Origin of the sequence: Nocardiopsis alba DSM 43377 (assembly GCF_000341225.1) — a bacterium.
Classification (GTDB): domain Bacteria; phylum Actinomycetota; class Actinomycetes; order Streptosporangiales; family Streptosporangiaceae; genus Nocardiopsis; species Nocardiopsis alba.
This window is the reverse complement of record NZ_ANAC01000012.1, coordinates 388,941-415,326: the sequence shown is the minus strand read 5'-3', so window position 1 is coordinate 415,326 and position 26,386 is coordinate 388,941. Positions and strand designations below refer to the sequence as shown.

The window sequence follows — 26,386 nt, the reverse complement described above, 5'->3', positions numbered from 1 at the left end:
GGGCTTTCGTGTGGCCTCTTCTCGGTGTGGGGTGTTGTGGATGTGCGTTGTCGGTGGGCGGACCGATCCGGGGGCGATCGTCGCGGTGGTGGCCCGTGCTCTGGGTGGGCGGGGTCGGGTGGTGGGGGTGGAGCGGCTGCGCGGTGGGACGCGTAAGGGCGTCTATCGGGTGCGGGTCGAGGGTGGCCGTGATGTGGTCGTCTATGTGTGGGGGCGGGCGGAGCATCGGTGGCCCGAGGCGGCGGTGGAGCGGGAGGGGCCCTTCGCCGATCCCGATGGGTTGGATCTGTTCTTGGGTGCGGCGCGGGTGTTGGAGGGGGCGGGGGTGCGGGTGCCGGCGGTGGAGTGGGTCGAACGCGACCATCCGGGGCCGGGGGTGGACATGGCGGTGGTGGAGGATGTGCCCGGCCCCGACCTGGAGGGGTTGTTGGCGCGGGATCGGCGTGCGGGGATGAGGGTGGTGGAGCGGCTGGGGCCGGTGTTGGAGACGATGGCGTCCCTGCGCGGTTCCGGGTGGGGGCGGGTCTCGGGGGCGGTCCGGGGTGAGGGCGCCTGTGAGCGGCTGGTTCTGGAGCGGGCTCTGCGCGATCTGGCCGAGGGGGCGCGGCGGCGTCCGGATCTGGCGGCGGTGCGTGGGCGGGTGGAGCGCGGGGTGGTGGAGGCCGCGGCCCGGGTGGAGCCTCGTCGTCGTTACGGGTTGGTGCACGGCGAGTTGGGTCCGGACCATGTGCTGGTGGGTGCGGGTGGGGAGCCGGTGCTCATCGATGTGGAGGGGACGATGTTCTTCGACGTGGAGTGGGAGCACGTGTTCGTGCGGTTGCGGTTCGGTGACCTGTACCGGTCGTTGGAGGTGCCGGGGTTGGACGGGGCGCGTCTGGGTCTGTACGCGTGGGCGCAGCGGTTGTCGTTGGTGGCGGGGCCGTTGCGTCTGTTGGAGGGGGGTTTCGCGGATCGGCGGGTGTTGGAGGGGATCGTGGAGGCGCAGATGGGGTGGATCGGCGCCCACGTGTGAGGGGTTTTCGCGGTGCCGCGCCCGTGGGGGCGAGGGTGCGGTGGTCAGCCGGGTGGGGTCAGGGCGCGCCAGGTGGGGTCGGGGTGGGTGGCGAACAGGCGTAGTAGCCCGAGGAGTCGGCTGTGGGGTGGGGCGCTCCAGTGGCGGGTGTCGGGGTGGGGGTGTGGGTCCTTCAGGCGGGCCAGGGCCCAGGTGAGCTGGTGGTGCAGGATACGGGCCCGCCAGGTGAGGGTGTCGTCTTCGAGGCTCAGGGTGGTCAGGTAGCCGTTGAGGACGGGGGTGAGTCGGTGGGGTGGGAGTTTGGCGAAGTCCACGGCCGGGTCGGCCAGGGCGGCGTCGCCCCAGTCCACGATGCCGGTGAGGGTGCCGTCGTGGCCGGTGAGGAGGTTGGTGGGGGTCAGGTCGCCGTGGATCAGGACGGTTTCGGGTGGGTGTGGGGGCAGGTGGGTTTCCAGGTGCCGGTACCAGGTGTGAAGCCAGTGGGCGGTGTCGGGGTCCAGGTGTCCGGTGTGGTGCAGGCGTCGGATGAGGGTGTGGGGGCGGCTGGTGTCGTCCTGGTGGGGGGTGCGGGTGAGTGTGCGGGTGGGGAGTCGGTGCAGGTGGGCGAGGTGGTGGCCCAGTTCGGTGAGGAGTCGGATGGTGGGGTGGTGGCCGTGCAGGTCGTGGCCGGGCAGAAGGGTCTGGATCATGTGGGGCAGGGGTGTGGTGTGGTGTTCGATCGGGTGGGGGACGGGCAGTCCGGCGGCGTGGGCCAGGGGGAGGATTTCGGCTTCTTTGGCCAGGTCGTGGGCGTGTTCGGGGGTACGGGGCACACGCAGGAGCAGGTGTTCTCCCAGGGCGAGGACGTGGTTGGCCTCCCCCACCGGCAGTGGGTGGATCCGGTCGGGGTGCAGGTGGTGGCGTCGGGCGGCGTCTTCGGCCAGGGCGAGGACGGGTTCGGGTGGGGTGTGCTCCATGGGGGTCGATCCTGGGTCATGGGGGTGGGTGGGCGCATCGTGTTTTTTCGAGTGCAGGACGGGGGGTGTCCTGGACGTTGGGGACCCTGGTGTGCGAGAAGCGCCCTTCGGGGTGGTGTGCGGGTGTTGGAGGGGGTCGGCCGGTGACGGTTCTGGGGGTTCGTGCGCTGAATCGGGCGATGTTGGCGCGGCAGTCGTTGTTGGAGCGTTCGAAGTGGTCGGTGCCGGAGGCGGTGGCGCGTCTGTGCGGGGTGCAGGCGCAGGAACCCCAGGAGCCGTTCGTGGGGTTGTGGTCGCGTCTGTCCGGTTTCGAGGTGGGGATGTCGGACGCCGCGTTGACCGGTCGGGCGGTGGTGCGCACCCATCTGATGCGGCGCACGGTCCATTTGGTGGCGGCGCGGGACGCGTTGGCGTGGCGTTCGCGTCATGAGGCGATGTTGCGGCAGAAGGTTCTGAGCGTCTATCGGAGTGAGTTGGCGGGTCTGGATCTGGAGGAGGTCGCGCGGGCCGGGCGTGAGGTGATGTCCGACGGGTGTGCGCGCACGATGCGTGAGTTGGCCGAGGCTTTGGAGGGGCGTTGGCCGGCGGTGTCGCGGCGGGCGTTGGGCGAGTTGGTGGTGGCGGCGCTGGTGCCGATGGCGCAGCTGCCGCCTCGGGGGTTGTGGAAGGTCAGGGCGGGGGTGCGCAATCTGCCGTTGCAGACGTGGCTGGGGTGTGAGGTCGATCCGCCGGCCGAGCGGGGCGATCCGGTGGGGCGGGAGTTGGTGCGGCGGTATCTGGCGGCGTTCGGGCCGGCCACCACGGCCGATGTGCGGGCCTGGTGCGGGTTGGCGGGGTTGCCGGCGGCGGTGCGGGAGTTGGAGCCGGAGTTGGTGTCGTTCCGGGATGAGTGGGGGCGCCGGTTGTGGGATCTGGAGCAGGCGCCGCGTCCGGATCCGGATACGCCGGCGCCGGTGCGGTTCCTGCCGGCGTTCGACAACGCGATCCTGGGTTATCGGGATCGGAGTCGGGTGATCGATGAGGCTCATCTGGGGTTGTCGGTGGCGGGACAGAGGGCGGTGTTGGTGGATGGGCGTGCGGCCGCGACCTGGACCTATGGTCGGGGGTGGTTGGAGGTGGCGCCGCTTCGGCCGTTGTCGAGGGCCGAGCGTGAGGGGGTGGAGGCCGAGGGGTGGATGTTGGCGGGGTTCTTGGAGGAGGGTGTGGAGCGGGTGCGGATCCTTAAGGCCGGTTGACGGGTGTGGTCTGGTTTCGTGAACCACGCACATAATATTTGTGGGCGCGTTCTATATGTGCTGGCCGGTATTTTCGGCAGGGCTTATTCTGGGGGTGTCGGCACCCAGAAGGAGACAGGACCCATGACCGCCACCGATCCCGCGCTGACCGCCCTCGCCAACGGATGGGCGGCGCTCTACCTGCTCCATGGCAGGATCGAGACGCGTATCGAACGCGCTCTACAGACCGAACACGATTTGAGCGTGCGCGAGTACTCCCTGCTCGACGTGCTCAGCCGCCAGCACGACGGCGAGGGCGGCCACCTTCAGATGAAGCAGGTCGCCGACGCCGTGGTGCTCAGCCAGAGCGCCACCACCCGGCTGGTCACCCGGCTGGAGGAGCGCGGTCTGCTCTCGCGCTACCTGTGCCCGACCGACCGTCGCGGTATCTACACCGACGTCACCGAGGCCGGCCTCGAGCTTTTGGAGCAGGCGCGGCCGACCAACGACACCGCCTTCGCCCAGGCGTTGGAGGAGGCCGCCGAGAACCCCGGGCTGGCCCCTCTGGTCGCGGCGGTCGAGGCGATGAACGCCACCCACCCGCTTCCCGTTCCCGCCCAGGAGCCCTGACGGAGAACCCTTCGCGAGGGCTCGGTGCCCGTGCGGGTACGGCGAACGTCCCCTGGCCATGGCCCATGTTTCACGGGGTCGGTGAAGGCGGACGATCTTCGCGTGAGGCGATACGAAAGACCGGATGACGGTGCGCGACGCGTTCGAACTCCGCCAAGGGCGCGCGTGGGTCCACCGGTATGTGGGGGCGGGCGCCCGGGGCGATGGCGAGGTATCGGCGGATCACGGGTGCGCGTTCGTCGACGGGGATCTCGTGGAGCGTGACCGGTTCGGCTCCTCCGCTGCGCAGTATCGCGTGGCCGTGCGCCGCGCGGACGTTGCGCACCCAGTTCGTGTTCTCGCCCAGCATCGACACCAGATAGCGCTCGCCGGACAGGTGGGTGACGGCGACGGGCAGTGAAAGTCGACGTCCCGAGCGCCTGCCGGTCACCTCCAGTGTCGCGGCCCGGCGTGGTGAGAGCAGGTTCGAGGCGTACAGCAGGGCGTCGAGACGGTTGATCGCGCGCATGAGGGTGGTGGGGGAGGCCTGCTCTCCTCGGTAGAGCGCGCGTTTGAGTCGGGCGAGGAGGGTCGGGCGAGGGGTTCGGTGCGTCTTGGCCCGTGGCGGGTGGCAGGTCATGGACTCTTCCTTGTTGTACGTCGTACAACTTTCGGTCCATGGTGGTTTTACGCCGTACAACGGGTCAAGGGGAAGGGAGGATCCATGGAGGCGGAGCGAAGCCGTGGACAGCACGCCGGCCTCGACGCCCGAACCATCCGCAGGGCCGCGGTCCGGCTCGTGGGTCGGGAGGGGTTGTCGGCCCTGTCCATGCGCGGACTCGGCGCCGAACTCGGGGCCAAGGCGATGGCGCTGTACCACCACCTCCCGAGCAAGGAGGCCCTCCCGGGGGACGGACCAAGGACGCCGAGTTCATCCGCGAACTCATCGTCGAGGGCACCAAGGAGGGCCTGGACGCCGCAGGCAAGCGCCTGGGCCGCCCTCCAGCGATGACCCGGAGTGCGAACGACAACCCGGACGGCGGCGTCGGCCGGTCTCGCTGAGGGAGAGCGGCTTCAGCCACCGACCGCCTGCCCACCGCCCACTGGTAGAAGGCCGGCGCTAGGATCTTGGCATGGCGAAGGGCAAGGTGCGGCGGCGGGCGCGGAAGATCCTGGGCGAGGAACCCGTGGCCTTGGTCTGGTGTGAGATCCACAAACCCATCCCCGCACCGCCCAAGGACGTTCACCGTGCTGCCGGCAAAGGACGCCTGAAATCGCGCCACCACTGGTTGTGGTACGTCGGAGCCGTGGTGTTCTTCTTCGTGGTCGTACCGATGATCTTGCTGGACGGTCTCGGCCGTAGACTCGACCAACGGTTGTCGGGACGGAGTCGTGACGGTCGGACCGGGCAGCCGTCTCCACCCGACACACAGCGTTCCGGCCGTGGCCGTTCTCGTGAGAGGGATCGCGGGCAGGACCCGACCAACGGGGTCTTCGACGGGGACTGGAACCTGACCGCGGGCCGGTTGCTGCTGCGTTGGTACGGGTACTCGCCCAGCCCTAAGCGCCTGGTCATGCTGACCCGCGACCGCATCTGCGTGGCAGCGTCCCCGCGCCGTCGGCTGTCGCCGACCAAGGCCGACGATTTCCGGACCGTCACGGAGTTCACCCTCGACCAAGCCCGGATCGACGGGGAGGCGGGCCAGCCGCGCGGGTACGCCACCTTCCGGCTCGCGTTCGCGGACGGTTCCTGGCTGGAGTTGGGCCGACTCGGCGAGCCGGAAGACGCCGATCACTTTCTGCGCACGGTCAGCGGCTGATCGACCCTTCCGGCTGCCCCGGCCGCTCAGTCCTCTTCGCCCTCGAAACCCCCGTCCCCGTCGACGACCGGCGGGACCCTGCTCAAGCCGTGATCACGCTGTTCGTCATCGGTGTTCATCCGACCGGCCTTCCAGCCACCACCGACATCGATAGTGGTAGGCAGGTTCCGGTGGTACCTCTTATTAGGCCCAGTTCTCCCGAAGCTACGGTGAGCCACAAAGTAACCCGTGAGTAGCTTCGTGTGTCTGTCCTAACGGTGGGAGAACACGAGCTCAGGGTTCGCGAACTCAGGCTGCTCGGCACGTTGGTGTGGTGGAATCGGCTCATGAGCGATGAGCGTGGCTCCCTCTGAGGAATCCGGACACCGCCCCCTTACGCTTTCTGGCTCACGGGGCCCTACGCGGCCGAGTACCACCGGCGCGGTCCTGACCGGGTACAGGGCCGAGTTCGCATCTCGCGCGGGTCGAAGTTCCCTGAGACCTACTTCTTCGACCCCGTGCACGACAACGCCCAGGACCCCGTCATGACCACGTGCGGGGGCCATGGCGGCTTCATCATGCACCAGAGCGAGATCCCCGCGATTCTGGCTGACCTACGATCCGATGCTCGCTCGAAGGTCGAACTTCGACGTCTTCCCACGTGGGAAGAATTGGTCACGAGCCGGCGTGTGGTGAACGAGTGCCGCCGTCTGGGGTGCTCACAAGATAAACCGGAAAGGGGCAACGGCCTGCGTTTACCCAGTTCAGGCGGCCCGCGCGAGATTCTGGCGCGGACGGGCTCCGGCCCGGCGCTCGGGGTGCGCGCCAAGTCCCCACGTGGAACCCGGGGGTCACGGGGGCGAGCCCCGGGTACTGCCGGTCGCCCGCCGAGCCCCGCCTGGGCGCGACATCAGTGACGCCGGTTCCTGGACCCCTCGCTCAGCCCGTCGTGGAACCGGCTCCTGGCTGTGCGCACCTGCTCGACGCCGTGCATCGCCCGGTCGATCTCGGCCGGCGTCAGCTGCCCCTGCGCGATCGCGGCCGCGGTCTGGGGCAGCAGGCGCTGGATCTCGCGCGGGCGCGGCAGGGAGATGGTCGGCAACGGAGTCAGGTCCGGCTCCTGTCAGGGGTCCGGCGACGCGTAGTCGTCCCGACCGGGCGCGAGGCGACCGCCTCGGGAGTGCGGTTCTCGAAGCCCCCGTAGCGCCGACCACCCGCTTCACGGCCGTGCTCCTCCAGGGCCCCCGGGCGGTGAAGGCATCCCACCGTGCGATCGCGCCCCCAACGGTCTATCCCTCGGTGTCTACTCGGAGAACTACCCGTCAGGGCCGCCGCCGTCCTGGTCCAGTTACGTGCACGACCTGACAGGACCTTCGCCCCGAATTCGCCGGACACGCCTCAGCGGCGTTCCGGCAGCAGCGCGAGCACCCGGGCACTGACGGATTCCAGAGGCCCCCGGGCGAACCGGCGCGACCACATCCTGGCGGCGGTGACCAGGATCAGAACGATCGTGCAGTAAGCGGCCGCGACCGTCGCCGCGACCACGGTCGGACCGGCCCCCACCAGGATCCCCGCCAAGCCCAGCCCCCAGCCGTAGAAGACCACCGAACCCAGCAGGTTCTGTAGGACGTAGCAGGTCAGGGCGGTGCGTCCCACCGCGCGCAGGGAGCGGACCACCTGCCCGTTCCCACGCACTCGGTCCAGCAGCCATCCCGTCAGACCCACGTATCCGAGCATCAACAGGCTGGAGAGGGCGTACCGGTGGGCCGTGCCGAGTTCGGGTACCACCGAACCCAGAACGCACAGCGGCAGCCCCAGTCCCAGCCCCCAGGCCAGCAGCCGCCCGCGGACCAGCCGTCCTTGCGCGGTGTCGTCGAAAGCGCCCGACCGGTAGAGCCGTACCCCCAGCAGGAACAGGAAGAGGCACATGGGGAGGGCCACGAGGATCTCCGCCCGGGTGCCGAAGAACCCCGCCCACCGTTGGGCCACTTGCTCGGGGTAGGCGCCCTCGATGAAGAGGAGTTCCTGCGCCCCGACCGTAGCGGGGTCGGGATCACCGGCCGGGAACAGGGTGAACAGCAGGGTGAACGCACTCATGAGAACGAGGTTCGTCCCCAGCGCGGTCCACATCACCACCGTTCTGGCCTTCCCCGAGCGCCTCAGCAGCCACACGACCAACAGCGCGGTGATGGCGTAGCCCATCAGGACGTCCCAGGCGAACAGCAGCACGGTGTGCAACGCGCCCTCGACCAGTAGTAGGAGCTGGCGCCACCCGTGACGGCCGGGCCAGGGTCGGCCGTGCGCGGCCGCGGACCGGTGCTGCACGGCCAGACCGATGCCGAACATCATCGCGAGCAACGCGTAGGACTTGCCGTTGAGCAGCGGATCCAGCACCGCTCTGAAGGCACCCGCCGACTCGGCGACGCCGGGCAGGAAGAGCCAGATATTGGTGGCGAGGGTGCCCAGGATGGCGATTCCCCGCAGCACGTCGAGGAGCAGCAGCCTGGGCGGGGGTGCGGGGCGGCCCTCGGCGTGGGCCCGTGGGGCCCCGGATTCGGTGTCCATGCCCGGCAGCCTGCCGGTACGGGCCCCGGAGCGCGTCCGCCGAACGGCAGAGGCGCACCCTTATACCGTTCGGCATACGACGGAGGGCGTTCCATGATCCACCATGAGGGGATGAAGACGACCTGGACCCGAACGGGCGCACTGGGCACTTTGGTGCCCCAGGGGCCGCACGGCCGACGGCTCCGACTGCCGGACACCGCTCGGGACCCCCTGATCGCCGCGGGCTGGGCGGTGCCACTCGTCTGGGCGGGGATCTCGGGCGCCGCAGAGGCACCGTGGTGGGGACTGCCCGTGCTGGTGGCCTGCGCCTGCCTGCCGCTGGTGTGGCGGCGCCGGTACCCGGTGGCGGTGGCCACCGCCACCGCCGCCGCGGCGCTCGCGCTGGCAGTCGTCCTGGGGGTGGAGGCCCCGTTACCGGAGGCGCTGGCCGCCTTCGCCGCCGGGTCAGCGGTCCTGTACCGGGCTCCGGCAGTCCTGGTCGGCGCGCTCTCGGTGTCGTGGATCCTGGCCCTGTTCACCCTGAGCGCGGAGCAGCCGGGCCTGTTGTGGGGGAACCCGCCGCAGATCGTGATGATCGCGCTGACCGGGGTCCTGCCGATGCTCGTGGGACTGCTCTTGCGCATGCGCACCGAGCGGGCGGGGCAGCGGCGCAGCGCCGAACGCTCCCGAATCCAGCGGGAGCGCGCTCGGGAACGGGCCCGAATCGCTCGGGACGTGCACGACATCGCCGGGCACCACCTGAGCGCGATCCGACTGTTGGCCGTGGGCGGACGCGAGTCGCTTCGCGGGCCGCAGGCCGACCCGGACCGGGTACTGTCGGCGATCGCCGACGCCGCTGGGAGGGCGGTGGGCGAGTTGCGGGAACTGCTGGAGCCCCTGCGTGAGGAGCGCTGGGACGAGCCCCCGCCGCCGGAGGTGCGGTTGGCGGATCTGCCGCGGTTGGTGGAGGCGGTGGAGGGGATCGGCATGGCCGTGGACCTGGTGCTGCCGCCGGGTCTGGACGAACAGGTCCACCCGCAGGTGGCGGAGGGCGTCTACCGGATCGTGCAGGAGGCCCTGGGCAACGCGCTGCGGCATTCGTCGGCCCGGCGCGTGACCGTGTGCCTGGCCAGACAGGGCGCCGCCGGGCTGCTGGTGAACGTGGTCGACGACGGTACCCCTCCGCCCGGGGCCGCCACCGGTCGGGGGATCGCGGCGACCGGGCTGGGACTGCGGGGGATACGCGAACGCGCTGAGGAGTTGGGCGGCCGAGTCGAGGCCGGGTTCGGGTCGGGGGGAGGCTGGCGGGTGCGGGCCGTGCTCCCCGTGGCGCCCGCCGGGAACGGAAGGGACGCGTGGACGTGATCCGGCTCTTGGTCGCCGACGACCAACCCGCCGCGCGGGAGGGGCTGCGACTACTCTTCGGGGCGGCTCCGGACGTGACCGTGGTGGGCGCCGCCGCCCATGGGGTCGAACTGGTCGCCATGACACGACGGTTGCGGCCGGACGTGGTCCTCACCGACATCCGCATGCCTGGCATGGACGGGGTGGCGGCGGCCCGGGAACTGGCCCGGCTGGTCCCGGCGCCGCCCACGATCATGCTGACCACCTTCGATCTGGACGAGTACCTGTTCGGAGCGCTCCAGTCGGGGGCGGTGGGGTTCCTATTGAAGGAGAGCGAACCGGAGCTGTACGTGACGGCGGTGCGGGCGGCGGCGCGCGGCGAGGGGGTGATCGACCCGCGTGTGACGCCTCGGTTGATCAACCGGTTCGCGCGGACCTCGCCGCGGACCCCGCCGCGTCGGGCACAGGACCTCACCGACCGGGAGCGCGAGGTGCTGCGCCTGGTCGCACGGGGGCACGGGAACGCGCTCATAGGCCATGAGCTGGGAATCACGCCGGGCACCGCCAAGGTGCACGTGGCCCGCATCCTGACCAAGCTCGGGGTGGCGAGTCGGGTGCAGGCCGCCGTGTTCGCCTACCGGTACGGGCTGGTGACCTGGTCCGACGCCGTTGAGGAGCCCTGATACCCGCACGCGGTCCGGGTCGGTGCAGGCACGCAAAACCCGGTGATGGGGGGCGAGGGCGACCACAACGGCTTTCTGTTCCGACACACCTCCGAACGGCTCATCGGGGAGCCCCGGGGCCTGCACGGTCTTGAGCTTGTCGATCTCGGTGAGCAGGGTTTCCAGACCCAACGGTCCGGGGTCGGACTTCACGGCCAACAGCACGCCTTCGGTGCCCAGCACTCGACTCTGGAGCCGGTCGCAGATGCCCGGGCCCAGAGGCGGGTCATCACGCTGGTGGTGAAGGCCTCCTCGAACCGACGCACCCCCGAGGCGACGACCCGCTCGATCTGCCCAGGTGAAGCCCGAAGCTACTCATGGGTTACTTTGTGGCTCGCCGTGGCTTCGGGAGAACTGGGCCTATTACACAGGTGATCGTGGCAACGGGATGCGTCGGGGCGGCGATGCGCTGCCCTCCCGCGTCCAGCCGCTCTGCTTGTCCGTGGTCTTCGTCGTGCAGGAAACGACCCGCATACCCCTCACCTCGGGGGAGCCGGGGCGTACAGCCCTCGGCCTTGGCCGAGGTCGAGGCGGCGGCCAAGTGGGAACGGCGAACAGGCGTTTCGAGGTGTGCTGTCTCATCATTCGTCCTTGCCGCCCATGTGCGGGTCGTCCACCTCGGTGTCTACCAGATGCACGCGTGGCGGGACCGGGTCTTCGCCGACCCGCTGCGCTGCTCCTGGACTCGGTGGAGCGCAGTCGGTCGTGGGGCGGATAACGTCGGCGATAGCCGACGGCGGGGAGGGGCCGGCCCATGAGTCTTCACGGTGGCCGGCAGCTCGCCGACGCAGCTCGTGGAGTCCCCGGGCCGATTGTGGGAGCGAGTTTCCAGTGTTCGGGTGAGCGGGCTTCTCGTCCCCGCGGCTGAACGCAGGGCCGCGGTGTCGCGGGAGATCATCGCGTCCAGCAGGCCAGTGCCGCGTTGCCGGAGCAGGCGCACGGTGAGCGCGGGTGTCACGCCCAGGAGGACGGCGGTGAGGGCGCTCCCCCACCACGAACCGCCGAATACGCCGGGCAGGAGCGCGACCAGCAGGACCACTGGGAAGATCGTCATCTGTCCGCCCGTCGGATCGCCCGCTCGCTGTCCCGGGTAGGTGCGATCGCGGGCCCGGCTGTGGGCGTGTTCCTGTGGTCGGCGCGCCGCGTCCTCGTCGAAGGGCGGCCCGGTTCCGTGCAGCACGCGTTGCTCGGCGATCATGCTGTTGATCAGCGTGGGGCGGTCCTGAGTGGGCGGGGCGGCCATCAGTGCGCGCAAGGATTCCACGAACTCCCGCTCCGGCAGGCTGCCTCTGGGTTGCGGCCGGACCGTCAGGGCCCACAGGAGCCCCGGCCCTCGCCGCGACCGAGCGGCGAGGAGGTGATGACGGTCAGCGAGCGCACCCGCTCCGGGGCCTCCACGGCGATGAGCCGGCTGAGCAGCCCGCCCGCCGAGTGGCCCACCAGGTGGGCGCTGTCCAGGCCGTGGGCCGCCCGTACGCGGTAGACGTCGTTCTTGAGGTCGGCTCAGGTGTACGGATCGGTCGCGAAGTCGACGGTGTCCGACCTGCCGGTGTCACGGTGGTCGTACCGGATCACCCGGCGGCCTCCGGCGGCCAGGCGGCCGACGAACTCGTCCGGCCACAGGATGCCCTGCGACATCGAGCCCATGATCAACAGGATCGGTGTGTCCGTCTGGGCGCCGAACTCTTCACTCCAGATGTTCACGTTTCGCATGCCTCACAGCATGTCGTCCGCGGCTACGGGTGCCTTCCGTGGAACTACCGGCCTGACGCGTTCACCGGGCAGGTCCGGATCTCGATGTCGGAACGCAGAAGTGCTCCCTGGGCTGTGATGATCCGACTTGCCGAAGATCAAGGCATCACAGCTGGGAGCACTTGCCACGTGACCTCCACGACGTCTCGTTGGAGGCTGTCCAATGCCCTCGGGGTTCGACGGAGCCGGGACGCCGGACACTCGTCGGTCCACAACCTTGGAGGGCTCCGTGTCACGCGGCTATCCGCCTGAGTTCCGTCGCGAGGTTCCTCGACCTCGTTGCTAGAGACGCCTGGCCGGCACGTTGTCCATCCCGGGACCGGCTACCGCCGGAGGAGACCGTCAGTGGGTGGCGAAAAGGTGCTCCAGCCAGTTGTGGCGTGCAGCGACAGCGGCCTTGCTGATCCGCGCCTCGGGGGCTTTCCGGTCGAAGCCGTGGATTCCGCCGGGCCACACGTGCAGCTCGGCTTCGCCACCGGCCTGCCAGATCCGGTCGGCGTAGGCGAGGATCTCATCGCGCAGGCATTCGGCGGAGCCGACGTCGAGGAACGTGGGCGGCAGATCGGCCAGGTCGGTGGCGCGGGCGGGCGCAGCGTACTGCGGCACGTCAGGTCCGCCCTGGATGTCGCCGAGCAGCGAGCTCCAGGCGAACCTGTTGCGGCTGCGGTCGAAGAGTTCGACGTCGTCCATCTGCAGGGCCGAGGCGCTGTCGTTGCGGTCGTCGAGCAGCGGGGCGATCAGCAGCTGGCCGAGCAGGTGGGGGCCGCCCTTGTCGCGCACGGTCAAAGCCAGCGCGGCGCTGAGGGTGCCGCCGGCGCTGAAGCCCGTGACGACGATGCGCTCCGAGTCGATGCCGAGTTCGTCCGCGTGGTCGGCGACCCACAATAGACCGGCGTGAGCGTCGTTGATCTGGGCGGGGTAGGGGTGCTCGGGCGCGAGCCGGTAGCCGACCGAGATCAGCGTGGCCCCGAGCCGCTCGGCCGTCTCGAGTATCTGGTCGAGCTCGGTGCGGTGATCGCCGCAGTAGAAGCCGCCGCCGTGTATGAAGTAGAGCGCCGGCCGTGATGCGGGCGCGCCGGAGGGTGTGCACACCAACAGCGGGATCTCGGGGGCGCCGTCCAGGCCGGGCACCGAAGGCTGGAAGACGGTGAAGCGCCCGCCATGGCCGAGGTCCTCGAGCGCCGCCACTTCGGCGTCGATCTCCGCGCGGATCACCGACAGCTTCTCGAGGCTCATCGGCGCCGGGTCCGGTTCCTCCGCCAGGTAGGCGTCATAAGCGATCCGAAGTTCGGCATCGAGAGGAACGGGAACGGCGGGAACGGTCTTTCCAGGTTCGAGATTCATACGCGCACGCTAGCGCTGCCGCTCCTTTCGCACCATCCGGATTTCAACACCTTGTCGATCGCGTGGCAGGGCCGGGTGGATCGGCGGCGTGGGTCAGGCGTGGGCCTGCTCGATCTCGACCAGTCTCACCGAGTAGGTCCGGACCTTGATAGCGGTACGCAGAAGTACGCTCTGAGCTGTGATGATCCGATTTGTCGGGGACAAAGCGCCACAGCCTGGAGCGGTTTCACGTGAGCTCGACAACGTCTCGTTCGAGGCTGTCCGTAACGTCCGACGGGCGAGGTGTCGTCTCGCATGCCGGGGCTCGGCTGCCGGCCGATCCGGCGGAGGCGACCGTGCTGACCGGTGCCTTCGGTGAAGCGCCGGCCGGAGGACGACAGCGCACCGGCGGCCACGACCCGGGCCGGGTGATCACGGACATGGTGGCGACACCATCTCGTATCTCGCCGTGCTGCGGGGCCGGGCCGAGCCCAAGTGACCGCGCTATCGACGGTGGCACACCGCCGCTCGCCTCACTCGCGGCGGCAGACGGACCTGGGCACGAGTTCGCTCGGGAGTCGCTGCTCTCCGGTTTCGCCGAGGGGCGCAAACGCCGGCCTTCGCCGTGGGGCGGTTGCGCTCGGATGTGCCCGTCGACGTGATGGTCGGTCTCTTCTACGCGCCGATCTGGTCCAGGATGTGCTGTCGGACCTGAGCTCCCGCTCTTAGAGGGGGCGGGCCGGCCACATTCGAGAAAGAGGTACCTCCTCATGGGGATCGTCGAGACGCACCGTGATCTGCTGGGTCGGCTTCTGCCCGGGGATCGTGTCAGGGACCTGGTCGTGCAGGAGGGACAGTTCCACCATGTGGTGGTCGGCTCGGATCGGGTGGTGCGTCTGGCCCGCACGGCCGCGGCCGCCGATCGGCTGCCCGCCACGGCGGTGGCGCTGCGTGCCCTGGCCGGGATCGATCTCGACTTCGGGGTTCCCCGTGTGCTCCTGGTCGGGTCCGGGACGAGTCCGGGCGAGCCGTCCTATCTGGTGATGAGCCGTATCCCCGGAGCTCCGCTGGTGGGGGAGACGCTCACCCGCCCCGAGGTGCTGGAGGCGGTGGCCGAGCAGTACGCGGCTCTGCTGAGCGGGCTCGCGGCGGCGGGCGCCGGGCGCGCCGTGTTGCCGGAGGTGTCCGCCGACCGGTGGCGGGAGTTCGCCGCGCGGGTGCGCGCCGAGCTGTTCCCACTGATGTCGCCCACCGGTCGAGAACGTGCCGAGCGTGAGCTCGGCGCGCTCGACGTCCTGCCCTATCTCACCACCGCCGTGGTCCACGGTGATCTGGGGGCTGAGAACGTCCTGTGGGAGTGGGTGCGGGGTGTGCCGCGTTTGAGCGGTGTCGTCGATTGGGACGAGGTCGCTCTGGGGGATCCGGCCGAGGATCTGGCGGCTATCGGCGCGAGTTATGGAGAGGGGCTGTTGGGGCGGGTGCTCGCGTTGAGTGGCCTGTCCGGGGGTGGGGTGGTCGAGCGTATCTCGGCGATCCGCGCCACCTTCGCTCTTCAGCAGGCTCTCTATGCGTGGCATGACGGTGACGAGGGGGAGTTGGCCGACGGTCTGGCCGGCTATCGGTAGGGGCGGGGGTGAGGGGTGAGGGCGGGTCCTCGCCGGCGAGGGTGACGGAAGGGCCCTTCGAGGTCTTTTCGTCCACCCCGAGGTCTGTACAGCGGTGGCTGTATCCGTCGCGTTTCGCGAGGTCGTCGAGGCGCCCTGAATAACGTTGGCGGTCCCTGTGTGGGTGTGGATGCGCGGGTCGACCCCTCTGAGCGCCTGACTTCCTAGAAGGTTGACTTATCGGTAGTCAGGATTCCGGTGGTTTCCGGGTTCCGTTTCGTCGCGGAAACCTAATAACGTTTCTTGAGTAACGTTACAAACAAAACGATATTGCGTGGAGTGGAGACGGCCCCTCTCCGGCCTCCGGGGGCGGAAAGGGGCCATGGGGCGGGGGTGGCGCCCGAGCACCACCCCCGCCTTCACCCCGGACTCAGGCGCGGGCCATGAGCGCGCGGTCGAGATCGCCTCGCGGATCATGGGTGCGGACTTCGCGGCGTGAACGAACGTTCTCCTCACGCCCGGGAGCGTGTCGAGGGGCCCGGGGCGGTCGAGGAGTCGTTGCGTCTCCATGCCCCGCATGTGCTGGGTGCGTTGGTGCGTGCTCTGGGCCGTTTCGATCCGGCCGAGGACGCGGTCCAGGAGGCTCTTTCGGCGGGCTACCGGAGTTGGACGGTCGATGGGGTTCCCGAGGATCCGCGGAGTTGGTCGATCAGGGTCGGTTATCGCAGGATGGTCGATCTGTTGCGGGCCGAGCGGCGGTTGGCCGAGGCCGGTGCCCGGTTCACGCTCCCGGTGGGGGATCGGGATCGTGCCGCTCGCGCGGTCGCGGTCATGCGGGTCCTCTATCTGGTCTTCAACGAGGGTTGCACCGCTTCGGCGGGTGAGGAGCTCTCGCGTGTGGATCTGGTGGCGGAGGCGATCCGGTCGGCGCGGATGTTGCGGGTGGCTCTGCCCGAGGAGGCCGAGGCCGCCGGTCTGCTCGCGATGATGCTGCTGTTGTGGTCGCGGCGCGCGGCTCGTACCGGGGCCGATGGTGTTCTGGTGCCGTTGGAGGAGCAGGATCGGTCGTTGTGGGATGTGGAGGCGATCGAGGAGGGGCGCTATCTGTTGGAGCGTGCCGATCGTCTGCGGTGAGGCGGAAAGGGGGGCGGCCCCGCGTTCGTGTGGAGCGCGGGGCCGAGGTCGTGTTCGGGTGGGGTGGTCACTCGTGCAGGTCGATGGAGTGGTCCAAGGCGACGTCTCCGGAGGCGCAGCTCGCGATGGAGGTGAAACCGGGGTCGACCCGGTCACCGAAGTGCCAGTTGTCTCCGGTGCACTTGACCGCGGCCCGGTGGGCCTTATCGAGGCATTTGGTGTGCCCGGCCGTGGAGGTGGCCCGGATCGTGCATCCGGGGGGAATGGGGGCGGCCGAAGCCGGGGCGGCCGTCAACGCTCCGCCGCCGAGCAGGGCGCCGGTCAACGCGAGCGCCGTGATCGCCCTGGTCCTGGTGTTCACCGTCATCGCTCTCCTCGAGTGAGCCTGTGGATCGTGCGCGGGTGGCCGCCGCCGGAGCCGTGGTCGGGTGGCGGTGGTGGTCTCTGCGGCGTCCATCCTTCACCCGGTGTCCGGCTTCGGAGGGAATCCTTGGTTTCTCGAGGTGGGCGTGGATGTCCCTGGGAGAGGGGCTTTCGAAAGGGCGCGGGGCCGGGCGCCTCCGACAGGGAGCCCGGCCCCGCGTTTTTCGGGGGAGGTCGAGGTGGTCAGGCGGTGAAGTTCAGGACGAAGTCGAATTCGGCCCGTCGGCCGGCGCCTTCGTTGGTGACGTTCATGAGCAGGCGGGGGTCGTAGAGCATGTCGGTGCCGTTGCGGGGTTCGCCCGGGAAGTAGAGCTGGGTGGTGAGCAGCGGCCGGTTGGGGGCCTGCACCTTGACGTGCAGGTGGCGGGTGCGGCCGGGGTAGAGGCCCGGGATGATGGTGTCGAGGTGGAAGGCGCCGTCGGTGCCGGTGAACTGGTGTCCGCGGTAGTTGTAACCGACGTTGTCGTAGTTGCCGGCGTCGTCGGCCTGCCAGAAGTCGACGAGGGCTCCGGAGACGGGGCGGCAGTCGCGGGAGAAGACGTAGCCGGAGACCACCAGCGCGGTGCCGGGGTGGCCGGGCACGACCAGGTCGGTACGTTGCGGGGAGTTGGGTTTGAAGTAGGGGCCTTCCATCTGCGGGGGCGTGGGGTCGTCGCCGTCGTCGCACTGGGGGGTGGGTTCCAGGGAGCGGCCGCCTTGGACCTGTTCTCTGGCCAGGGCGGGGGTGGCGGCGCCGGCGCCGGAGAGCAGTGCCGCGGCGGGGGCCGCGACGAAGGCGGCCTTGAGCAGGCTTTTGCGGGTGGGCCCGTGTTCGGTGCCGTCGGGTCGGTCGTCGCGCTCGGCCATGGGGGCTCCTCGTAGCGGGATGAGAAGTGGGGGAGGCGGGATCCGGCCGTTACTCCCTGTGGGTGAGGCCGAGATTACGTTCCGTTCGTGGGGTGGGCGATGGACGGATCTCGGTGGGCGTGGTGTTTTCCGGGGGGTTCCTTCGACTCGGCGGGTGTGGTGTGGGTGTGGTGGCGGAACGCGCCGGGGCTGGTGCCGGTCTCGCGTCGAAAGAAGCGGCAGAAGTAGGCGGGGTCGTTGAAGCCCACGGCGCGGGCGATGGCGGCGACGGTCAGGTCGGTGCCGGTCAGGAGGCGTTTGGCCTCCAGGGTGCGGGCGGCGCGTAGGAGTTCTCCGGGGGTGCGTCCGGTGCTCTTGCGTACGGATTCGGCCAGGTGGCCGGGGGTGAGGCCGAGTTCGGCGGCGGCTTGGGCGACGGTCATGCCGGTGGCGGTGGCGGGGTCGTCCAGTAGGCGTAGGAAGCGGGCGCCGGGGGTGTCGGTGGCGGGTGGGGCGGGGGCGGGTTCGCGGTCGAAGGAGCGGGCGGCGCGGGTGAGCAGGATGTGCAGGTAGGCGCGCAGGATGGAGGCCATGCCGGTGCGGCGGGCGTGGAATTCGCGCTGCATCTCGTCGAGGATGTCGCCGATCTGGGCGGCGGTGTCGGGGGTGGGGGTCTGCCAGGGGCGTTCTTCGGCCAGTCGGCGTAGGAGGTCGCGGTCGCCGGGGCGGTCCAGGAGGAAGGAGTCCTCCAGGAGGAGGACGCGGCCGTCGACTCCGTGGGCGCGGTCCCAGTGGTGGACCTGGCCGGCGGTGAGGATGCCCAGGTTGGGCGGGTCGATGGGGCGGCTGTGCAGGTCGATGACGTGTTCGCCGGTGCCGGCGGTGACGTAGACGATCTCGTGGAAGGTGTGGCGGTGGGGGAAGGGGGCGCGGGAGAGGGGGCCGATGGTGTCGAAGGTGCCGATGGAGAAGGGGAGGGTCTGTGGGGCGGGGACGTCCAGCCGGTGCAGTTCGAGGGGGGAGGCGGTGCGCATGGGCGCTCTCCTACCCGGGGGGTGGTGCCCTACTCCGCCGGGGTGGGGCGGAGTAGGGGCCGGGGTGGTGCGGGGTCAGGGTGTGGTGAGTATGACCAGGCGTCGGGTGGCGCGGGTCATGGCGACGTAGCGGTCGACGGCGCCTTGGACGTCGTCGCCGAAGCGGTGCGGGTCGATGAGGACGACCAGGTCGAATTCGAGTCCTTTGACCAGGTGGGGTGGGAGGGAGCGGACGCGGGGGGTGTCGGGCAGGGTGGGGTCGCCGATGACGCAGGCGGTGCCTTCGGTGTTGTGGGTCTTCCAGGTGTCCAGGAGTGGTTTCAGGTCGGTGGTGGGTCCGTGGGTGATGGGGATTCCGGCGGCGCGGATGGAGGTGGGGACGTTGGCGTCGGGCAGTGCGGCGCGGATGACGGGTTCGGCCTCGGTCATGACCTCTCGGGGTGTGCGGTAGTTGATGCTCAGGTGGGTGAGGTGGACGCGGTCCAGGCCGACGCGTCGGAGGCGTTCGTGCCAGGTCTCGGTGAAGCCGTGTCGGGCCTGGGCGCGGTCGCCGACGATGGTGAGGCTGCGTGAGGGGCAGCGTGCGAGGAGCATGCGCCATTGGGCGTCGGTGGGTTCTTGTGCCTCGTCCACGACGATGTGGGCGAAGGGGCCGGTGAGCCGGTCGGGGGTGTTGTGGGGTGGGGTGGTGTGGTCGACGAGGCTGTTGCGCAGGTCTTGGCCGTGCAGCATGGTCATGAGGCCTTCGCCGTCGTGGTCGGAGGCGATGAGGTCGTCGATGACCAGGGACATGCGTTCGCATTCGGCGGTTTCTCGGGCTTTGTGGCGGCGGTTCTCTCGTGCGGTCTCGGGGTCGCCCAGGCGTCGTCGGGCGGCGTCCAGTAGGGGCAGGTCCTGGGTGGTCCAGGGGTGGTCGGGGTCGCGTTGGAGGGTGTGGATCTGTTCGGTGGTGAGCCAGGGCGCGCACAGGCGTAGGTAGGCGGGGACCGTCCATAGGTCGTTGACGAGGTCGGTGGGTTCCAGGAGGGGCCAGGCGCGGGCGAGGATCTCCAGGGGTTCGGGGTTGGCGGGGAGTGCGGCCCGTAGGTGGGTGGTGGTGAGTTCGGGGTCGGGGTGGTGCTCGGTCAGGAGTCGGAGGAGGTGGTCGAGGATCTCCTCGCGTGCCTCGTTGTGGGGTGTGGCGGGGTCCAGGGCGGCGTAGGCGTGGGCCCAGTGGGAGGCGTCGATGGTGAGTTCGTGGTGGTCGGTGGTCAGGGTGGTGGTCTGTTCGGGGGGTCGTTCGTAGAAGCGGACGGCGGGTTCGATGGCCTCGATCATGCGGGCGGTGGATTTGAGGTGGGCGATGTTCGGGTCGGTTTCGGGGAGGGCGTCGGCGCCTTCGGGGACCAGGTCGTTCAGGGTGCAGGTCTGGACGCCCTCTTCGCCCAGGCCGGGGAGGACGTCGGCGATGTAGGCGAGGTAGGGGCGGTGGGGTCCGATGAAGAGGACGCCGCCGCGGTGGTGGCCCAGGCGCGGGTCGGAGTAGAGCAGGTGGGCGGTGCGGTGGAGTGCGACGACGGTCTTGCCGGTGCCGGGGCCGCCGTCGACGACGAGGGCGCCTTCGGATCCGGCGCGGATGATGGCGTCCTGGTCGGCCTGGATGGTGCTCAGGACGTCGCGCATGCGGGGTGAGCGGTGGGTGCCCAGTTCGGCGATGAAGGCGGATTGGTCGTCGAGGGCGGCGTGTCCTTGGATGGCGTCGTCGGTGAAGACCTCGTCCCAGTAGTCGGTGACGTGTCCGTGGTTCCAGCGGTAGCGGCGTCGGCTCTCGAGGCCCATGGGGGTGGCGTGGGTGGCGGCGAAGAAGGGTTCGGCGGCGGGGGAGCGCCAGTCGATGAGCAGGCGGTGTCCTTCTTCGTCGGTGAGGCCGAGGCGTCCGATGTAGAGGGGTTGTGGGTCGTGGGTGTGGACGATGTGTCCCAGGCACAGGTCCAGGCCGAAGCGGTTCAGGGTGCGCAGGCGTGTGGTCAGGCGGCGGATCTCTTGGTCGCGTTCGAGGACTTCGCGGCCGGTGCCTCCGGTGCGGGTGCGTGCGGTGTCCAGGCGGTGGGTCAGGTCGGTGATGGTGCGGCGCAGGGTGGTGGTGATGGCGTCGAAGTGTCGTTCGTCGGCGGCGATGAGTGCGGGGTCGGCTTTGGCGGCGAGGTGGTCGGGGAGGTCGAACGCGCTGGTCGTGGCTGGTTTCACGTCATCCCCCGGGCGGTGTGCGGTGTTCACGAGGGTCGATTGTGAGGCATGAGGGGGGTCTTGTGGCAAGGCCCGGGGTGCGCTATAGATTGAGAGTGGAGGGGAGCGTTCTGAATCGCTTCCGTCCGGTCGAGTCGTCCACCGTCGGTGGGCGATTTTCTTGTTTTTCGGGGGTGGTGTGCGCCTTTGGGGTGGGTGTTCGCAGGCGTGGATGTCGAGGGTCGGGGCCTTGAAGGGTTCCGGCCCTTTCGTGTGTCCGGGGGCGGGTGGGGTGGGGGCGCCTGGTCCTGTTCGCCCGAGTTGATCTTTCGAGAATCTTCGAACTATTATCGTGCGGAAATCTTCGAACGATCATGGAGGTGGTGCCCATGTCCGCGGCACGGACCTATGTCCATCCCGACACCGAGGACATCTCGTTGCCGCGTGTGCTGTTCGCGTTGAGCGAGCCGCTGCGCCTGGAGATGGTCCGCAAACTCGCCGAACGGGGCGAGATGGACAGCCTCGACCTGGGGCCCGACCTGCCCCGATCGACCCTGACCCACCACACGAGCCTGCTGCGCGAGTCCGGTGTCGTCTTCGTGCGGGCCGAGGGCCGCAAGTGCATGATCAGCCTGCGCGAACAGGACCTGGAGTCCCGTTTCTCCGGGCTGGTCGAGACCGTGCTCTCGGGTTATGAGTCCGACGCCGACCAGGGACACGACGACCGGGCCGGGGGCGAGCGTTGATCCGCCGTCTCTGGCCGTTGGTGGCCGCCACCGTCGCGCTGGGCATCGACGCCTACGTGCTGGCCGGGGTCCTGCCCCGTATCGCCGACTCCCTCCTGGTGTCGGTGGCCGCCGTCGGTCTGGGGGTGAGCGCCTTCACCGGCGCCTACGCCTTCTCCGGGCCGCTGCTGTCGGGGCCGCTCGTGGCCGGCTCCACCCGTCGCGCCCTGGCCGTGGCGCTGATCCTGTTCAACCTCGGCAACCTGGTCACCGCGCTGGCCCCGGGCATCGCGGTGTTCCTGGCCTCGCGCGTGGTGGCCGGTCTGGGCGCCGGTGTCCTGACGGCGGTGGCCACCGCCACGGCCGCGGCGATGGTCGCCGACCACGAACGCGGCCGCGCCATGGCGATGGTGACCTTCGGTCTTTCCACCGGGACCGTCGCGGGCGTACCGGTGGGCATGCTCATCGGCCAGTGGGCGGGGTGGCGTTGGACCATGGGCCTGGTCGTGCTGATCGGGATCGTCAGCATGGTCGCGGTCCTGGCCCGCAGGGAGCCCTACCCCGCGATCGCGGTGGTGCGGATCTCCGAGAACCTGCGGCTGCTGCGCACCTCCTCGATCGCCACCGGGGTGCTGTCGGCGTTCGTGCTCGGTGTGGCGAGCCTGGGCCTGTACACCTACCTGGTGCCGATGGCCCAGGATCGCGACCTGGGCGGTTGGGCGTTCGCGCTGGTGTGGGCCTGGGGCGTGGGCGGTGTCCTGGGTTCGGCCCTGATCGGCCGCCCTCTGGACCGGTGGGGTTCGCGTCGGCTGCTGCCCCTGGTGGTGGCGGTGCTGGTGGTGACGTTGGCGGCCCTGACCTGGACCGATCTGGTTCCGGTGTGGATCGTGGCGACCGCCCTGTGGGGTGCGGCCGGGTGGGCGAGCGTGCCCGTCCTCCAGCATCTGTTGGTGCGCGATCGGGGCCGTCAGGCCATGGCGATCATCGCGTTCCAGATGGCCGCCATGTACCTGGGGTCGGCCGCGGGCGCGGCCCTGGGCGGGCGCCTGTTGGACACGGGGGTCTCGGCCGGAGCGCTGCCGGCCTGGGCGTTCGGTGTCGCGGTGATCGGTCTGCTGTCGACCCTGGTCCTGGTGCGGAGCGGCTCCTCCACCGTGGCCGTCGAGCCGGTGGAGGAGCGCTGCGAACAGCGGTGAGGCCGGCTCACCTTCCTTGGAGGACGAACCTGCTGTTGTCCCGTAGGAGGCGGACGACCTCCTCGGGGGCCTTGTCGGGCGATCCGGCGTCGTAGGGCGGCCGGGGGTCGTATTCGGTACCGAGTTGGATGCTCTGGGCGGTCGTGTCTCCGGCGATGCGGCCGACCAGGGTGAGCGCCATGTCGATACCGGAGGAGACCCCGGCCGCCGTCACGTACTTGCCGTCGACGACGACGCGTTCACCGGTGGGTTCGACGCCGTGGGCGCTCAGCTGTTCCAGGGCCAGCCAGTGCGAGGTGGCGCGTCGGCCGTCGAGGAGGCCGGCGGCGGCCAGGATGAGCGATCCGGTGCACACCGAGGTCGTCCAGGTGCTGGTGGTGTCGGCGGTGCGCAGCCAGTCGTGGACCGGCCCGTCGTCCATGAGGGCGTTCTGTCCGGGGCCGCCGGGGACCAGCACGATGTCGGGGTCGGTGAGCTCGTCGAGTTCGGTGTCGACCATCAATCCCAGTCCGCCCCGGTGGGCGCGGACCGGGCCGCGGCGTTCGCCGACCAGGTGGATCCGGGCCCCGGGCAGGGACGACAGGATCTCGTAGGGGCCCACGGCGTCGAGCGCGGTGAGGTCGTCGAAGAGCAGGATCGCGATGCGCATGTCGTCTCCTTCGTGGTGACGGTCGATGGTGGTGTCGGTTCAGGTCGTGGTCCGGAAGCGGTTCCGGTATTCGGTGGGGGTGCATCCCAGGGAGCGGACGAAGGCGCGTCTCAGCGCCTCGTCGGTGCCGAGGCCGCAGGCGCGGGCGATGGCCGTGACACCGTCGTCGCTCTCCTCCAGAAGGCGGCGGGCGGTCTCCAGGCGGACGCGTTCGACGTGTCGTCCGGGGGTGGTGCCGACCTCGGCGGTGAACAGGCGGCTGAACTGGCGTGGTGAGAAGCCGGCGCGTTCGGCCAGGGCCGGTACCGAGAGGTCGGCGGCCGGGTTGTCGGCGATCCAGTGTTGGAGGTCGCGCAGGGCGGGGCGGCGGGCGGTCCGTGTGGCCAGGTGGGTGCTGAACTGGGCCTGCCCGGAGGGGCGTCGTAGGAACATCACCAGGTGGCGGGCGATGAGCAGGGCGGCGTCGGCTCCCAGGTCGTCCTCGACCAGGGCCAGGGCCAGGTCGATGCCGGCGGTGACCCCGGCGGAGGTGGTGATGGGGCCGTCGCGCACGAAGATGGGGTCGGGGTCGACGGTGATGTCGGGGAAGCGGCGGGCCAGGGTGGCGCAGTGGTCCCAGTGGGTGGTGGCGCGCCGGCCGTCGAGGAGACCGGCCTCGGCGAGGACGAACGCGCCGGTGCAGACCGAGGCGACGCGGCGGGCGTGGGGTGCGCGTTCGGCGACCCAGGTCACCAGGTGCGGGTCGGGGGTTCGGGTTCCGGGGCCGCCGGGGACGACGAGGGTGTCGATGGCGCCGACCCGGTCCAGGGCGGTGTCGGGGAGCAGGGTCAGTCCGCTGTCGGTGCGTACGGGGGCGCCGTCGGGGGAGGCGGTGACCACGCGTGGGGCGCGGTGGGCGTGGCCCGGGATCGAGGCGGCGCCGTGGAAGACCTCCAGGGGGCCGGTGACGTCGAGGCTCTGGACCCGGTCGAAGAGCGGGAAGAGCACGGTGGGACGGTCCATGTCTCGATCGTGGGACACCGCTCGTGTGTCCGCAATGACGAGGTGCCCACCTTTCCTGCCATCGGCCCGGTCTGGACGATCGGCAGTGGACCCGGTCGGCCCGCGACTTCACGTACGCGCCGTGGATGGATCGTGACTCGGGGTCGCCACCGGTCTACGTCGTGAGCGCGGAGTCGTGTCCGGTGCGGGACGAGGGCATCGAATACGCGTCGCGGCTGTTCCGGGCGGGTGTGTCCGTGGAGTTGCACCAGTGGGCGGGGACCTTCCACGGTTCGCAGGCGTTGTTGTCGGCGAGTGTGTCGCGGCGTCGGTTCGATGAGCTCTGCGCGGTGGTGGAGCGTGCTCTGTCCGATTGAGGTCTTCCTCCTTCGGGGTGTGAGGGGGCGGGCCGGCGCGCAGGGCGCCGGCCCGCCCCTTTTTTCTCTGGTGTTCGGGGATGGGTTGTGCCGGGTCGTGGGGTGGGCGTACCTTTAGTTGGGCAAGTGTCCAAGGCGATTGCCCAAATTCTCTGGAGGCGACCTCATGTCCTCACCCCGCGGCGAACAGGTCCGACAACGCCTGTTGGCGGCCGCCACCGAACTCATCGGGGAACGGGGCTGGTCCGCGGTGAGCACCCGGGCCCTGGCCGAACGCGCCGAGCTGACCCCGGGGCTGGTCCACTACCACTTCTCCTCGCTGAACGCCCTGCTCGAGGAGGCGGCCCTGGCCACCGTTCGCGCCATGGTGGACCGGGCCGCCGCGCTCATGGAGCAGACCACCCCACGTCAGGGGGTGGAGGCGATGCTCCTCGAACTGGAGGGCTACCCCGGCGACGACCCCACCTCGCGGCTGTTCCTGGAGGCCTATCTGGCGGCCGGTCGCGACGCCGGTCTCCGGGAGGGGCTCGCCCGGCTGCTGGCGGACTTTCGGGAACGGACCGCCCGATGGCTGGAGCGGAGCGGGGTGCCCGAACCCGAGGCCACCGCGCGGGTGTTGGCCGCCACGGTCGACGGGCTCATGCTCCACCGGCCCTTGGATCCGGAGGCGACCCGCCGATCTCTGGCCCCGGTCCTGGACCGATTGATCCCCGAACAGGACAGAGGAGAAGAGCGACGATGAACGACCGACGACGACGTGACGTCCTCGTGGTGGGGGCCGGGATCGCCGGACTGGCGCTGGCCCACCGCCTGGCCCACCACGGCACGCGGGTCCGGGTGCTCGAACGCGCCCCGGCGCCCAGACCCCAGGGCTACATGATCGACTTCTTCGGGCCGGGCTATGACGCCATGCGCGCGATGGGACTGCTGTCCGAACTGCGCGACCGCGGCCACGACTTCGACGAGATGGAGCTCGTGGACGAGCGTGGTCGAAGGAGAGCGGCGATCTCCTTCACCGGGTTCGCCCGTTCGGTGGGCGGGGAGGTGGTCTCCATCATGCGCCCCGACCTGGAGGAGCTGTTGCGCAAGGCGCTGCCCGAGAGCGTGGAGGTCCTCTACGGCGCCCGTCCGGTCGAGATCGACGACCACGGTGAGGGGGTGCGCACACGTCTGGCCGATGGTCGGGTGTTGGAGGCCGATCTGCTGGTGGGGGCCGACGGTATCCACTCCACGGTGCGGCGTCTGTTGTGGGGTTCCGAGGAGCGCTACCTGCGCCATCTGGGCTTTCACACCGGTGCTTTCGCCTTCGACGACGCCGAGATCCACGCCGCGCTGCGAGGGCGGTTCGTGCTCACCGACAGTCTGGGCGCGCAGATGGGGCTCTACCCCTTGGCGGGGGAGCGGGTGGCGGCCTTCACCGTGCACCGGACCCTGGAGACCACCTTGCCCGAGGATGCCCGGGCGGCTCTGCGTGGGGCGCTCTCGGGTCTGGGCTGGGTGGTGCCCGGAGCTTTGGAGCGCTGCCCCGCCCCGGAGGAGGTCTACTACGATCACGTCGCCCAGGCGGTGGTGGATCGGTGGAGCCGGGGGCGGGTGGTCCTGGTGGGGGACGCCTGCCAGGCGGTGTCGTTGCTGGCCGGGCAGGGTGCCTCGCTCGGGGTGGGCGGCGCGTTCGTGCTGGCCGAGGAGCTGGCCCGGGGAGGTTCGGTCCAGGAGGCGTCGGCGCGTTATGAGCGGCGTTGGCGTCCGGTGGTGGAGGAGCGTCGACGGGCCGCGCTCACCGGTGCCTCCTGGTTCCTGCCTCAGAGTCCGGCCCGGCTGCGGATCCGGCGCGCGGTGCTGCGGCTGTCCGCTCTGCCGGGAATGGAGCGGTTCGTGGCCTCCTCGGTGTCGGGCAAGCCCTCCCGGGTGGTGAAGGATCTGGCCGAGGAGGTCGCGCCGGGCTGAAGGGGCGCGGG

General features: G+C 70.1%; 28 protein-coding genes and 2 pseudogenes. 15 read left to right on the top strand and 15 right to left on the bottom strand.

Annotation, left to right across the window (positions count from 1 at the left end):
- Positions 1–40 precede the first annotated feature (40 nt).
- The gene (locus tag D451_RS0114340) at positions 41–1,012 is read left to right on the top strand and encodes a phosphotransferase family protein (protein ID WP_051067470.1); all 972 of its coding nucleotides are present in this window, start codon (positions 41–43) and stop codon (positions 1,010–1,012) included.
- Between the two features lie 44 nt (positions 1,013–1,056).
- Here the strand turns inward: D451_RS0114340 and D451_RS0114335 are convergent, their stop codons facing one another.
- Positions 1,057–1,968 carry a phosphotransferase family protein gene (locus tag D451_RS0114335; RefSeq protein WP_017534955.1) on the bottom strand — a complete coding sequence of 304 codons (912 nt, stop codon included), beginning with the start codon at positions 1,966–1,968 and terminating at the stop codon, positions 1,057–1,059.
- Positions 1,969–2,111: 143 nt separating this feature from the next.
- Between D451_RS0114335 and D451_RS0114330 the strand changes: the two genes are divergently transcribed.
- The gene (locus tag D451_RS0114330) at positions 2,112–3,203 is read left to right on the top strand and encodes a winged helix DNA-binding domain-containing protein (protein WP_017534954.1); all 1,092 of its coding nucleotides are present in this window, start codon (positions 2,112–2,114) and stop codon (positions 3,201–3,203) included.
- A 123-nt stretch (positions 3,204–3,326) separates the two neighbouring features.
- On the top strand, positions 3,327–3,812 hold the full coding sequence (locus D451_RS0114325) for a MarR family winged helix-turn-helix transcriptional regulator (protein WP_017534953.1): 486 nt from the start codon (positions 3,327–3,329) through the stop codon (positions 3,810–3,812).
- 70 nt (positions 3,813–3,882) lie between these two features.
- Here the strand turns inward: D451_RS0114325 and D451_RS0114320 are convergent, their stop codons facing one another.
- Entirely contained in the window at positions 3,883–4,431 is a 549-nt protein-coding gene (locus D451_RS0114320) for a nitroreductase/quinone reductase family protein (RefSeq protein ID WP_017534952.1), read from the bottom strand.
- Between the two features lie 84 nt (positions 4,432–4,515).
- Here D451_RS0114320 and D451_RS28830 point away from each other — a divergent pair, with 84 nt between their 5' ends.
- Together D451_RS28830 and D451_RS0114310 are read left to right on the top strand one after the other, a co-directional pair.
- Positions 4,516–4,803, top strand: coding sequence for a helix-turn-helix domain-containing protein (locus D451_RS28830; RefSeq protein ID WP_017534951.1), 288 nt, complete (start codon positions 4,516–4,518; stop codon positions 4,801–4,803).
- Between the two features lie 121 nt (positions 4,804–4,924).
- A complete protein-coding gene (locus D451_RS0114310; protein ID WP_017534950.1) occupies positions 4,925–5,611 on the top strand; it encodes a hypothetical protein in 687 nt (228 codons plus the stop codon).
- Between the two features lie 889 nt (positions 5,612–6,500).
- On the opposite strand, the gene D451_RS0114300 is transcribed toward D451_RS0114310, so the two are convergent.
- The gene (locus D451_RS0114300; RefSeq protein ID WP_017534948.1) at positions 6,501–6,692 is read right to left on the bottom strand and encodes a hypothetical protein; all 192 of its coding nucleotides are present in this window, start codon (positions 6,690–6,692) and stop codon (positions 6,501–6,503) included.
- A 296-nt stretch (positions 6,693–6,988) separates the two neighbouring features.
- Complete coding sequence (locus tag D451_RS0114295; RefSeq protein WP_017534947.1) at positions 6,989–8,155, bottom strand: DUF418 domain-containing protein; 1,167 nt, start codon at positions 8,153–8,155, stop codon at positions 6,989–6,991.
- A 111-nt stretch (positions 8,156–8,266) separates the two neighbouring features.
- Here D451_RS0114295 and D451_RS0114290 point away from each other — a divergent pair, with 111 nt between their 5' ends.
- Together D451_RS0114290 and D451_RS0114285 are read left to right on the top strand one after the other, a co-directional pair.
- Complete coding sequence (locus tag D451_RS0114290; protein WP_241463332.1) at positions 8,267–9,499, top strand: sensor histidine kinase; 1,233 nt, start codon at positions 8,267–8,269, stop codon at positions 9,497–9,499.
- The gene (locus tag D451_RS0114285) at positions 9,496–10,161 is read left to right on the top strand and encodes a response regulator (protein WP_036568165.1); all 666 of its coding nucleotides are present in this window, start codon (positions 9,496–9,498) and stop codon (positions 10,159–10,161) included. The genes D451_RS0114290 and D451_RS0114285 overlap by 4 nt, the downstream gene beginning before the upstream one ends.
- Positions 10,162–10,236: 75 nt before the next feature.
- Here the strand turns inward: D451_RS0114285 and D451_RS28955 are convergent.
- The 5 genes and pseudogenes from D451_RS28955 to D451_RS0114260 form a co-directional block, all read right to left on the bottom strand.
- A pseudogene (locus tag D451_RS28955) lies at positions 10,237–10,496 on the bottom strand (hypothetical protein); the annotation flags it as partial.
- Between the two features lie 329 nt (positions 10,497–10,825).
- Positions 10,826–11,455: a hypothetical protein gene (locus D451_RS28450; protein WP_206539081.1), complete on the bottom strand. Its 630-nt coding sequence runs from the start codon at positions 11,453–11,455 to the stop codon at positions 10,826–10,828.
- Between the two features lie 53 nt (positions 11,456–11,508).
- Positions 11,509–11,640 (bottom strand): hypothetical protein, encoded by a 132-nt coding sequence (locus tag D451_RS28445; protein WP_017534942.1) that lies wholly within the window; start codon positions 11,638–11,640, stop codon positions 11,509–11,511.
- A 63-nt stretch (positions 11,641–11,703) separates the two neighbouring features.
- Positions 11,704–11,913: an alpha/beta fold hydrolase gene (locus D451_RS28440; RefSeq protein WP_017534941.1), complete on the bottom strand. Its 210-nt coding sequence runs from the start codon at positions 11,911–11,913 to the stop codon at positions 11,704–11,706.
- Positions 11,914–12,294: 381 nt separating this feature from the next.
- Positions 12,295–13,296, bottom strand: a complete 1,002-nt coding sequence (locus tag D451_RS0114260) for an alpha/beta hydrolase (RefSeq protein ID WP_017534940.1) — start codon at positions 13,294–13,296, stop codon at positions 12,295–12,297.
- 215 nt (positions 13,297–13,511) lie between these two features.
- Here D451_RS0114260 and D451_RS28645 point away from each other — a divergent pair.
- From D451_RS28645 to D451_RS26555, 3 genes and pseudogenes are all read left to right on the top strand, one after another.
- Positions 13,512–13,762 (top strand): annotated as a pseudogene (locus D451_RS28645) (IS1380 family transposase); the annotation flags it as partial.
- Positions 13,763–14,045: 283 nt separating this feature from the next.
- The gene (gene vph / locus D451_RS0114255; RefSeq protein ID WP_017534939.1) at positions 14,046–14,900 is read left to right on the top strand and encodes a viomycin phosphotransferase; all 855 of its coding nucleotides are present in this window, start codon (positions 14,046–14,048) and stop codon (positions 14,898–14,900) included.
- A gap of 474 nt (positions 14,901–15,374) precedes the next feature.
- Positions 15,375–16,013 (top strand): DUF6596 domain-containing protein, encoded by a 639-nt coding sequence (locus tag D451_RS26555; protein WP_017534937.1) that lies wholly within the window; start codon positions 15,375–15,377, stop codon positions 16,011–16,013.
- Between the two features lie 67 nt (positions 16,014–16,080).
- Here D451_RS26555 and D451_RS28640 read toward each other — a convergent pair whose 3' ends face one another.
- The 4 genes from D451_RS28640 to helR form a co-directional block, all read right to left on the bottom strand.
- Entirely contained in the window at positions 16,081–16,380 is a 300-nt protein-coding gene (locus D451_RS28640; protein WP_017534936.1) for a hypothetical protein, read from the bottom strand.
- Positions 16,381–16,619: 239 nt separating this feature from the next.
- Complete coding sequence (locus D451_RS0114235; protein WP_017534935.1) at positions 16,620–17,282, bottom strand: dioxygenase family protein; 663 nt, start codon at positions 17,280–17,282, stop codon at positions 16,620–16,622.
- A 74-nt stretch (positions 17,283–17,356) separates the two neighbouring features.
- Positions 17,357–18,295, bottom strand: coding sequence for a helix-turn-helix domain-containing protein (locus D451_RS28825; protein ID WP_017534934.1), 939 nt, complete (start codon positions 18,293–18,295; stop codon positions 17,357–17,359).
- Positions 18,296–18,370: 75 nt separating this feature from the next.
- Positions 18,371–20,521 (bottom strand): RNA polymerase recycling motor ATPase HelR, encoded by a 2,151-nt coding sequence (gene helR / locus D451_RS0114225; RefSeq protein WP_017534933.1) that lies wholly within the window; start codon positions 20,519–20,521, stop codon positions 18,371–18,373.
- Positions 20,522–20,889: 368 nt separating this feature from the next.
- On the opposite strand from helR, the gene D451_RS0114220 reads away from it, so the two are divergent.
- Together D451_RS0114220 and D451_RS0114215 are read left to right on the top strand one after the other, a co-directional pair.
- Entirely contained in the window at positions 20,890–21,246 is a 357-nt protein-coding gene (locus tag D451_RS0114220) for an ArsR/SmtB family transcription factor (RefSeq protein WP_036568157.1), read from the top strand.
- Complete coding sequence (locus D451_RS0114215) at positions 21,243–22,421, top strand: MFS transporter (RefSeq protein ID WP_017534931.1); 1,179 nt, start codon at positions 21,243–21,245, stop codon at positions 22,419–22,421. The genes D451_RS0114220 and D451_RS0114215 overlap by 4 nt, the downstream gene beginning before the upstream one ends.
- Before the next feature lie 7 nt (positions 22,422–22,428).
- Here the strand turns inward: D451_RS0114215 and D451_RS0114210 are convergent, their stop codons facing one another.
- Both D451_RS0114210 and D451_RS0114205 read right to left on the bottom strand, forming a co-directional pair.
- Entirely contained in the window at positions 22,429–23,070 is a 642-nt protein-coding gene (locus tag D451_RS0114210) for a DJ-1/PfpI family protein (RefSeq protein ID WP_017534930.1), read from the bottom strand.
- Between the two features lie 39 nt (positions 23,071–23,109).
- Positions 23,110–24,072, bottom strand: a complete 963-nt coding sequence (locus D451_RS0114205; protein ID WP_026125068.1) for a GlxA family transcriptional regulator — start codon at positions 24,070–24,072, stop codon at positions 23,110–23,112.
- Positions 24,073–24,143: 71 nt separating this feature from the next.
- On the opposite strand from D451_RS0114205, the gene D451_RS26550 reads away from it, so the two are divergent.
- From D451_RS26550 to D451_RS0114190, 3 genes are all read left to right on the top strand, one after another.
- Positions 24,144–24,428, top strand: coding sequence for an alpha/beta hydrolase (locus tag D451_RS26550; RefSeq protein WP_275040956.1), 285 nt, complete (start codon positions 24,144–24,146; stop codon positions 24,426–24,428).
- A gap of 166 nt (positions 24,429–24,594) precedes the next feature.
- Positions 24,595–25,170, top strand: coding sequence for a TetR/AcrR family transcriptional regulator (locus D451_RS0114195; RefSeq protein ID WP_017534927.1), 576 nt, complete (start codon positions 24,595–24,597; stop codon positions 25,168–25,170).
- Complete coding sequence (locus D451_RS0114190; RefSeq protein WP_017534926.1) at positions 25,167–26,375, top strand: FAD-dependent oxidoreductase; 1,209 nt, start codon at positions 25,167–25,169, stop codon at positions 26,373–26,375. Before D451_RS0114195 ends, D451_RS0114190 begins: the two co-directional genes overlap by 4 nt.
- Positions 26,376–26,386: the final 11 nt, after the last annotated feature.

Coding starts and splice junctions, on each gene's coding strand:
- D451_RS0114340 (WP_051067470.1), top strand. CDS start 41: ATGTGCGTTGTCGGTGGGCGGACCGATCCGGGGGCGATCGTCGCGGTG.
- D451_RS0114335 (WP_017534955.1), bottom strand. CDS start 1,968: ATGGAGCACACCCCACCCGAACCCGTCCTCGCCCTGGCCGAAGACGCC.
- D451_RS0114325 (WP_017534953.1), top strand. CDS start 3,327: ATGACCGCCACCGATCCCGCGCTGACCGCCCTCGCCAACGGATGGGCG.
- D451_RS0114320 (WP_017534952.1), bottom strand. CDS start 4,431: ATGACCTGCCACCCGCCACGGGCCAAGACGCACCGAACCCCTCGCCCG.
- D451_RS28830 (WP_017534951.1), top strand. CDS start 4,516: ATGGAGGCGGAGCGAAGCCGTGGACAGCACGCCGGCCTCGACGCCCGA.
- D451_RS0114310 (WP_017534950.1), top strand. CDS start 4,925: ATGGCGAAGGGCAAGGTGCGGCGGCGGGCGCGGAAGATCCTGGGCGAG.
- D451_RS0114295 (WP_017534947.1), bottom strand. CDS start 8,155: ATGGACACCGAATCCGGGGCCCCACGGGCCCACGCCGAGGGCCGCCCC.
- D451_RS0114290 (WP_241463332.1), top strand. CDS start 8,267: ATGAAGACGACCTGGACCCGAACGGGCGCACTGGGCACTTTGGTGCCC.
- D451_RS28440 (WP_017534941.1), bottom strand. CDS start 11,913: ATGCGAAACGTGAACATCTGGAGTGAAGAGTTCGGCGCCCAGACGGAC.
- D451_RS0114260 (WP_017534940.1), bottom strand. CDS start 13,296: ATGAATCTCGAACCTGGAAAGACCGTTCCCGCCGTTCCCGTTCCTCTC.
- vph (WP_017534939.1), top strand. CDS start 14,046: ATGGGGATCGTCGAGACGCACCGTGATCTGCTGGGTCGGCTTCTGCCC.
- D451_RS28640 (WP_017534936.1), bottom strand. CDS start 16,380: ATGACGGTGAACACCAGGACCAGGGCGATCACGGCGCTCGCGTTGACC.
- D451_RS0114235 (WP_017534935.1), bottom strand. CDS start 17,282: ATGGCCGAGCGCGACGACCGACCCGACGGCACCGAACACGGGCCCACC.
- D451_RS28825 (WP_017534934.1), bottom strand. CDS start 18,295: ATGCGCACCGCCTCCCCCCTCGAACTGCACCGGCTGGACGTCCCCGCC.
- D451_RS0114220 (WP_036568157.1), top strand. CDS start 20,890: ATGTCCGCGGCACGGACCTATGTCCATCCCGACACCGAGGACATCTCG.
- D451_RS0114210 (WP_017534930.1), bottom strand. CDS start 23,070: ATGCGCATCGCGATCCTGCTCTTCGACGACCTCACCGCGCTCGACGCC.
- D451_RS0114205 (WP_026125068.1), bottom strand. CDS start 24,072: ATGGACCGTCCCACCGTGCTCTTCCCGCTCTTCGACCGGGTCCAGAGC.
- D451_RS0114195 (WP_017534927.1), top strand. CDS start 24,595: ATGTCCTCACCCCGCGGCGAACAGGTCCGACAACGCCTGTTGGCGGCC.
- D451_RS0114190 (WP_017534926.1), top strand. CDS start 25,167: ATGAACGACCGACGACGACGTGACGTCCTCGTGGTGGGGGCCGGGATC.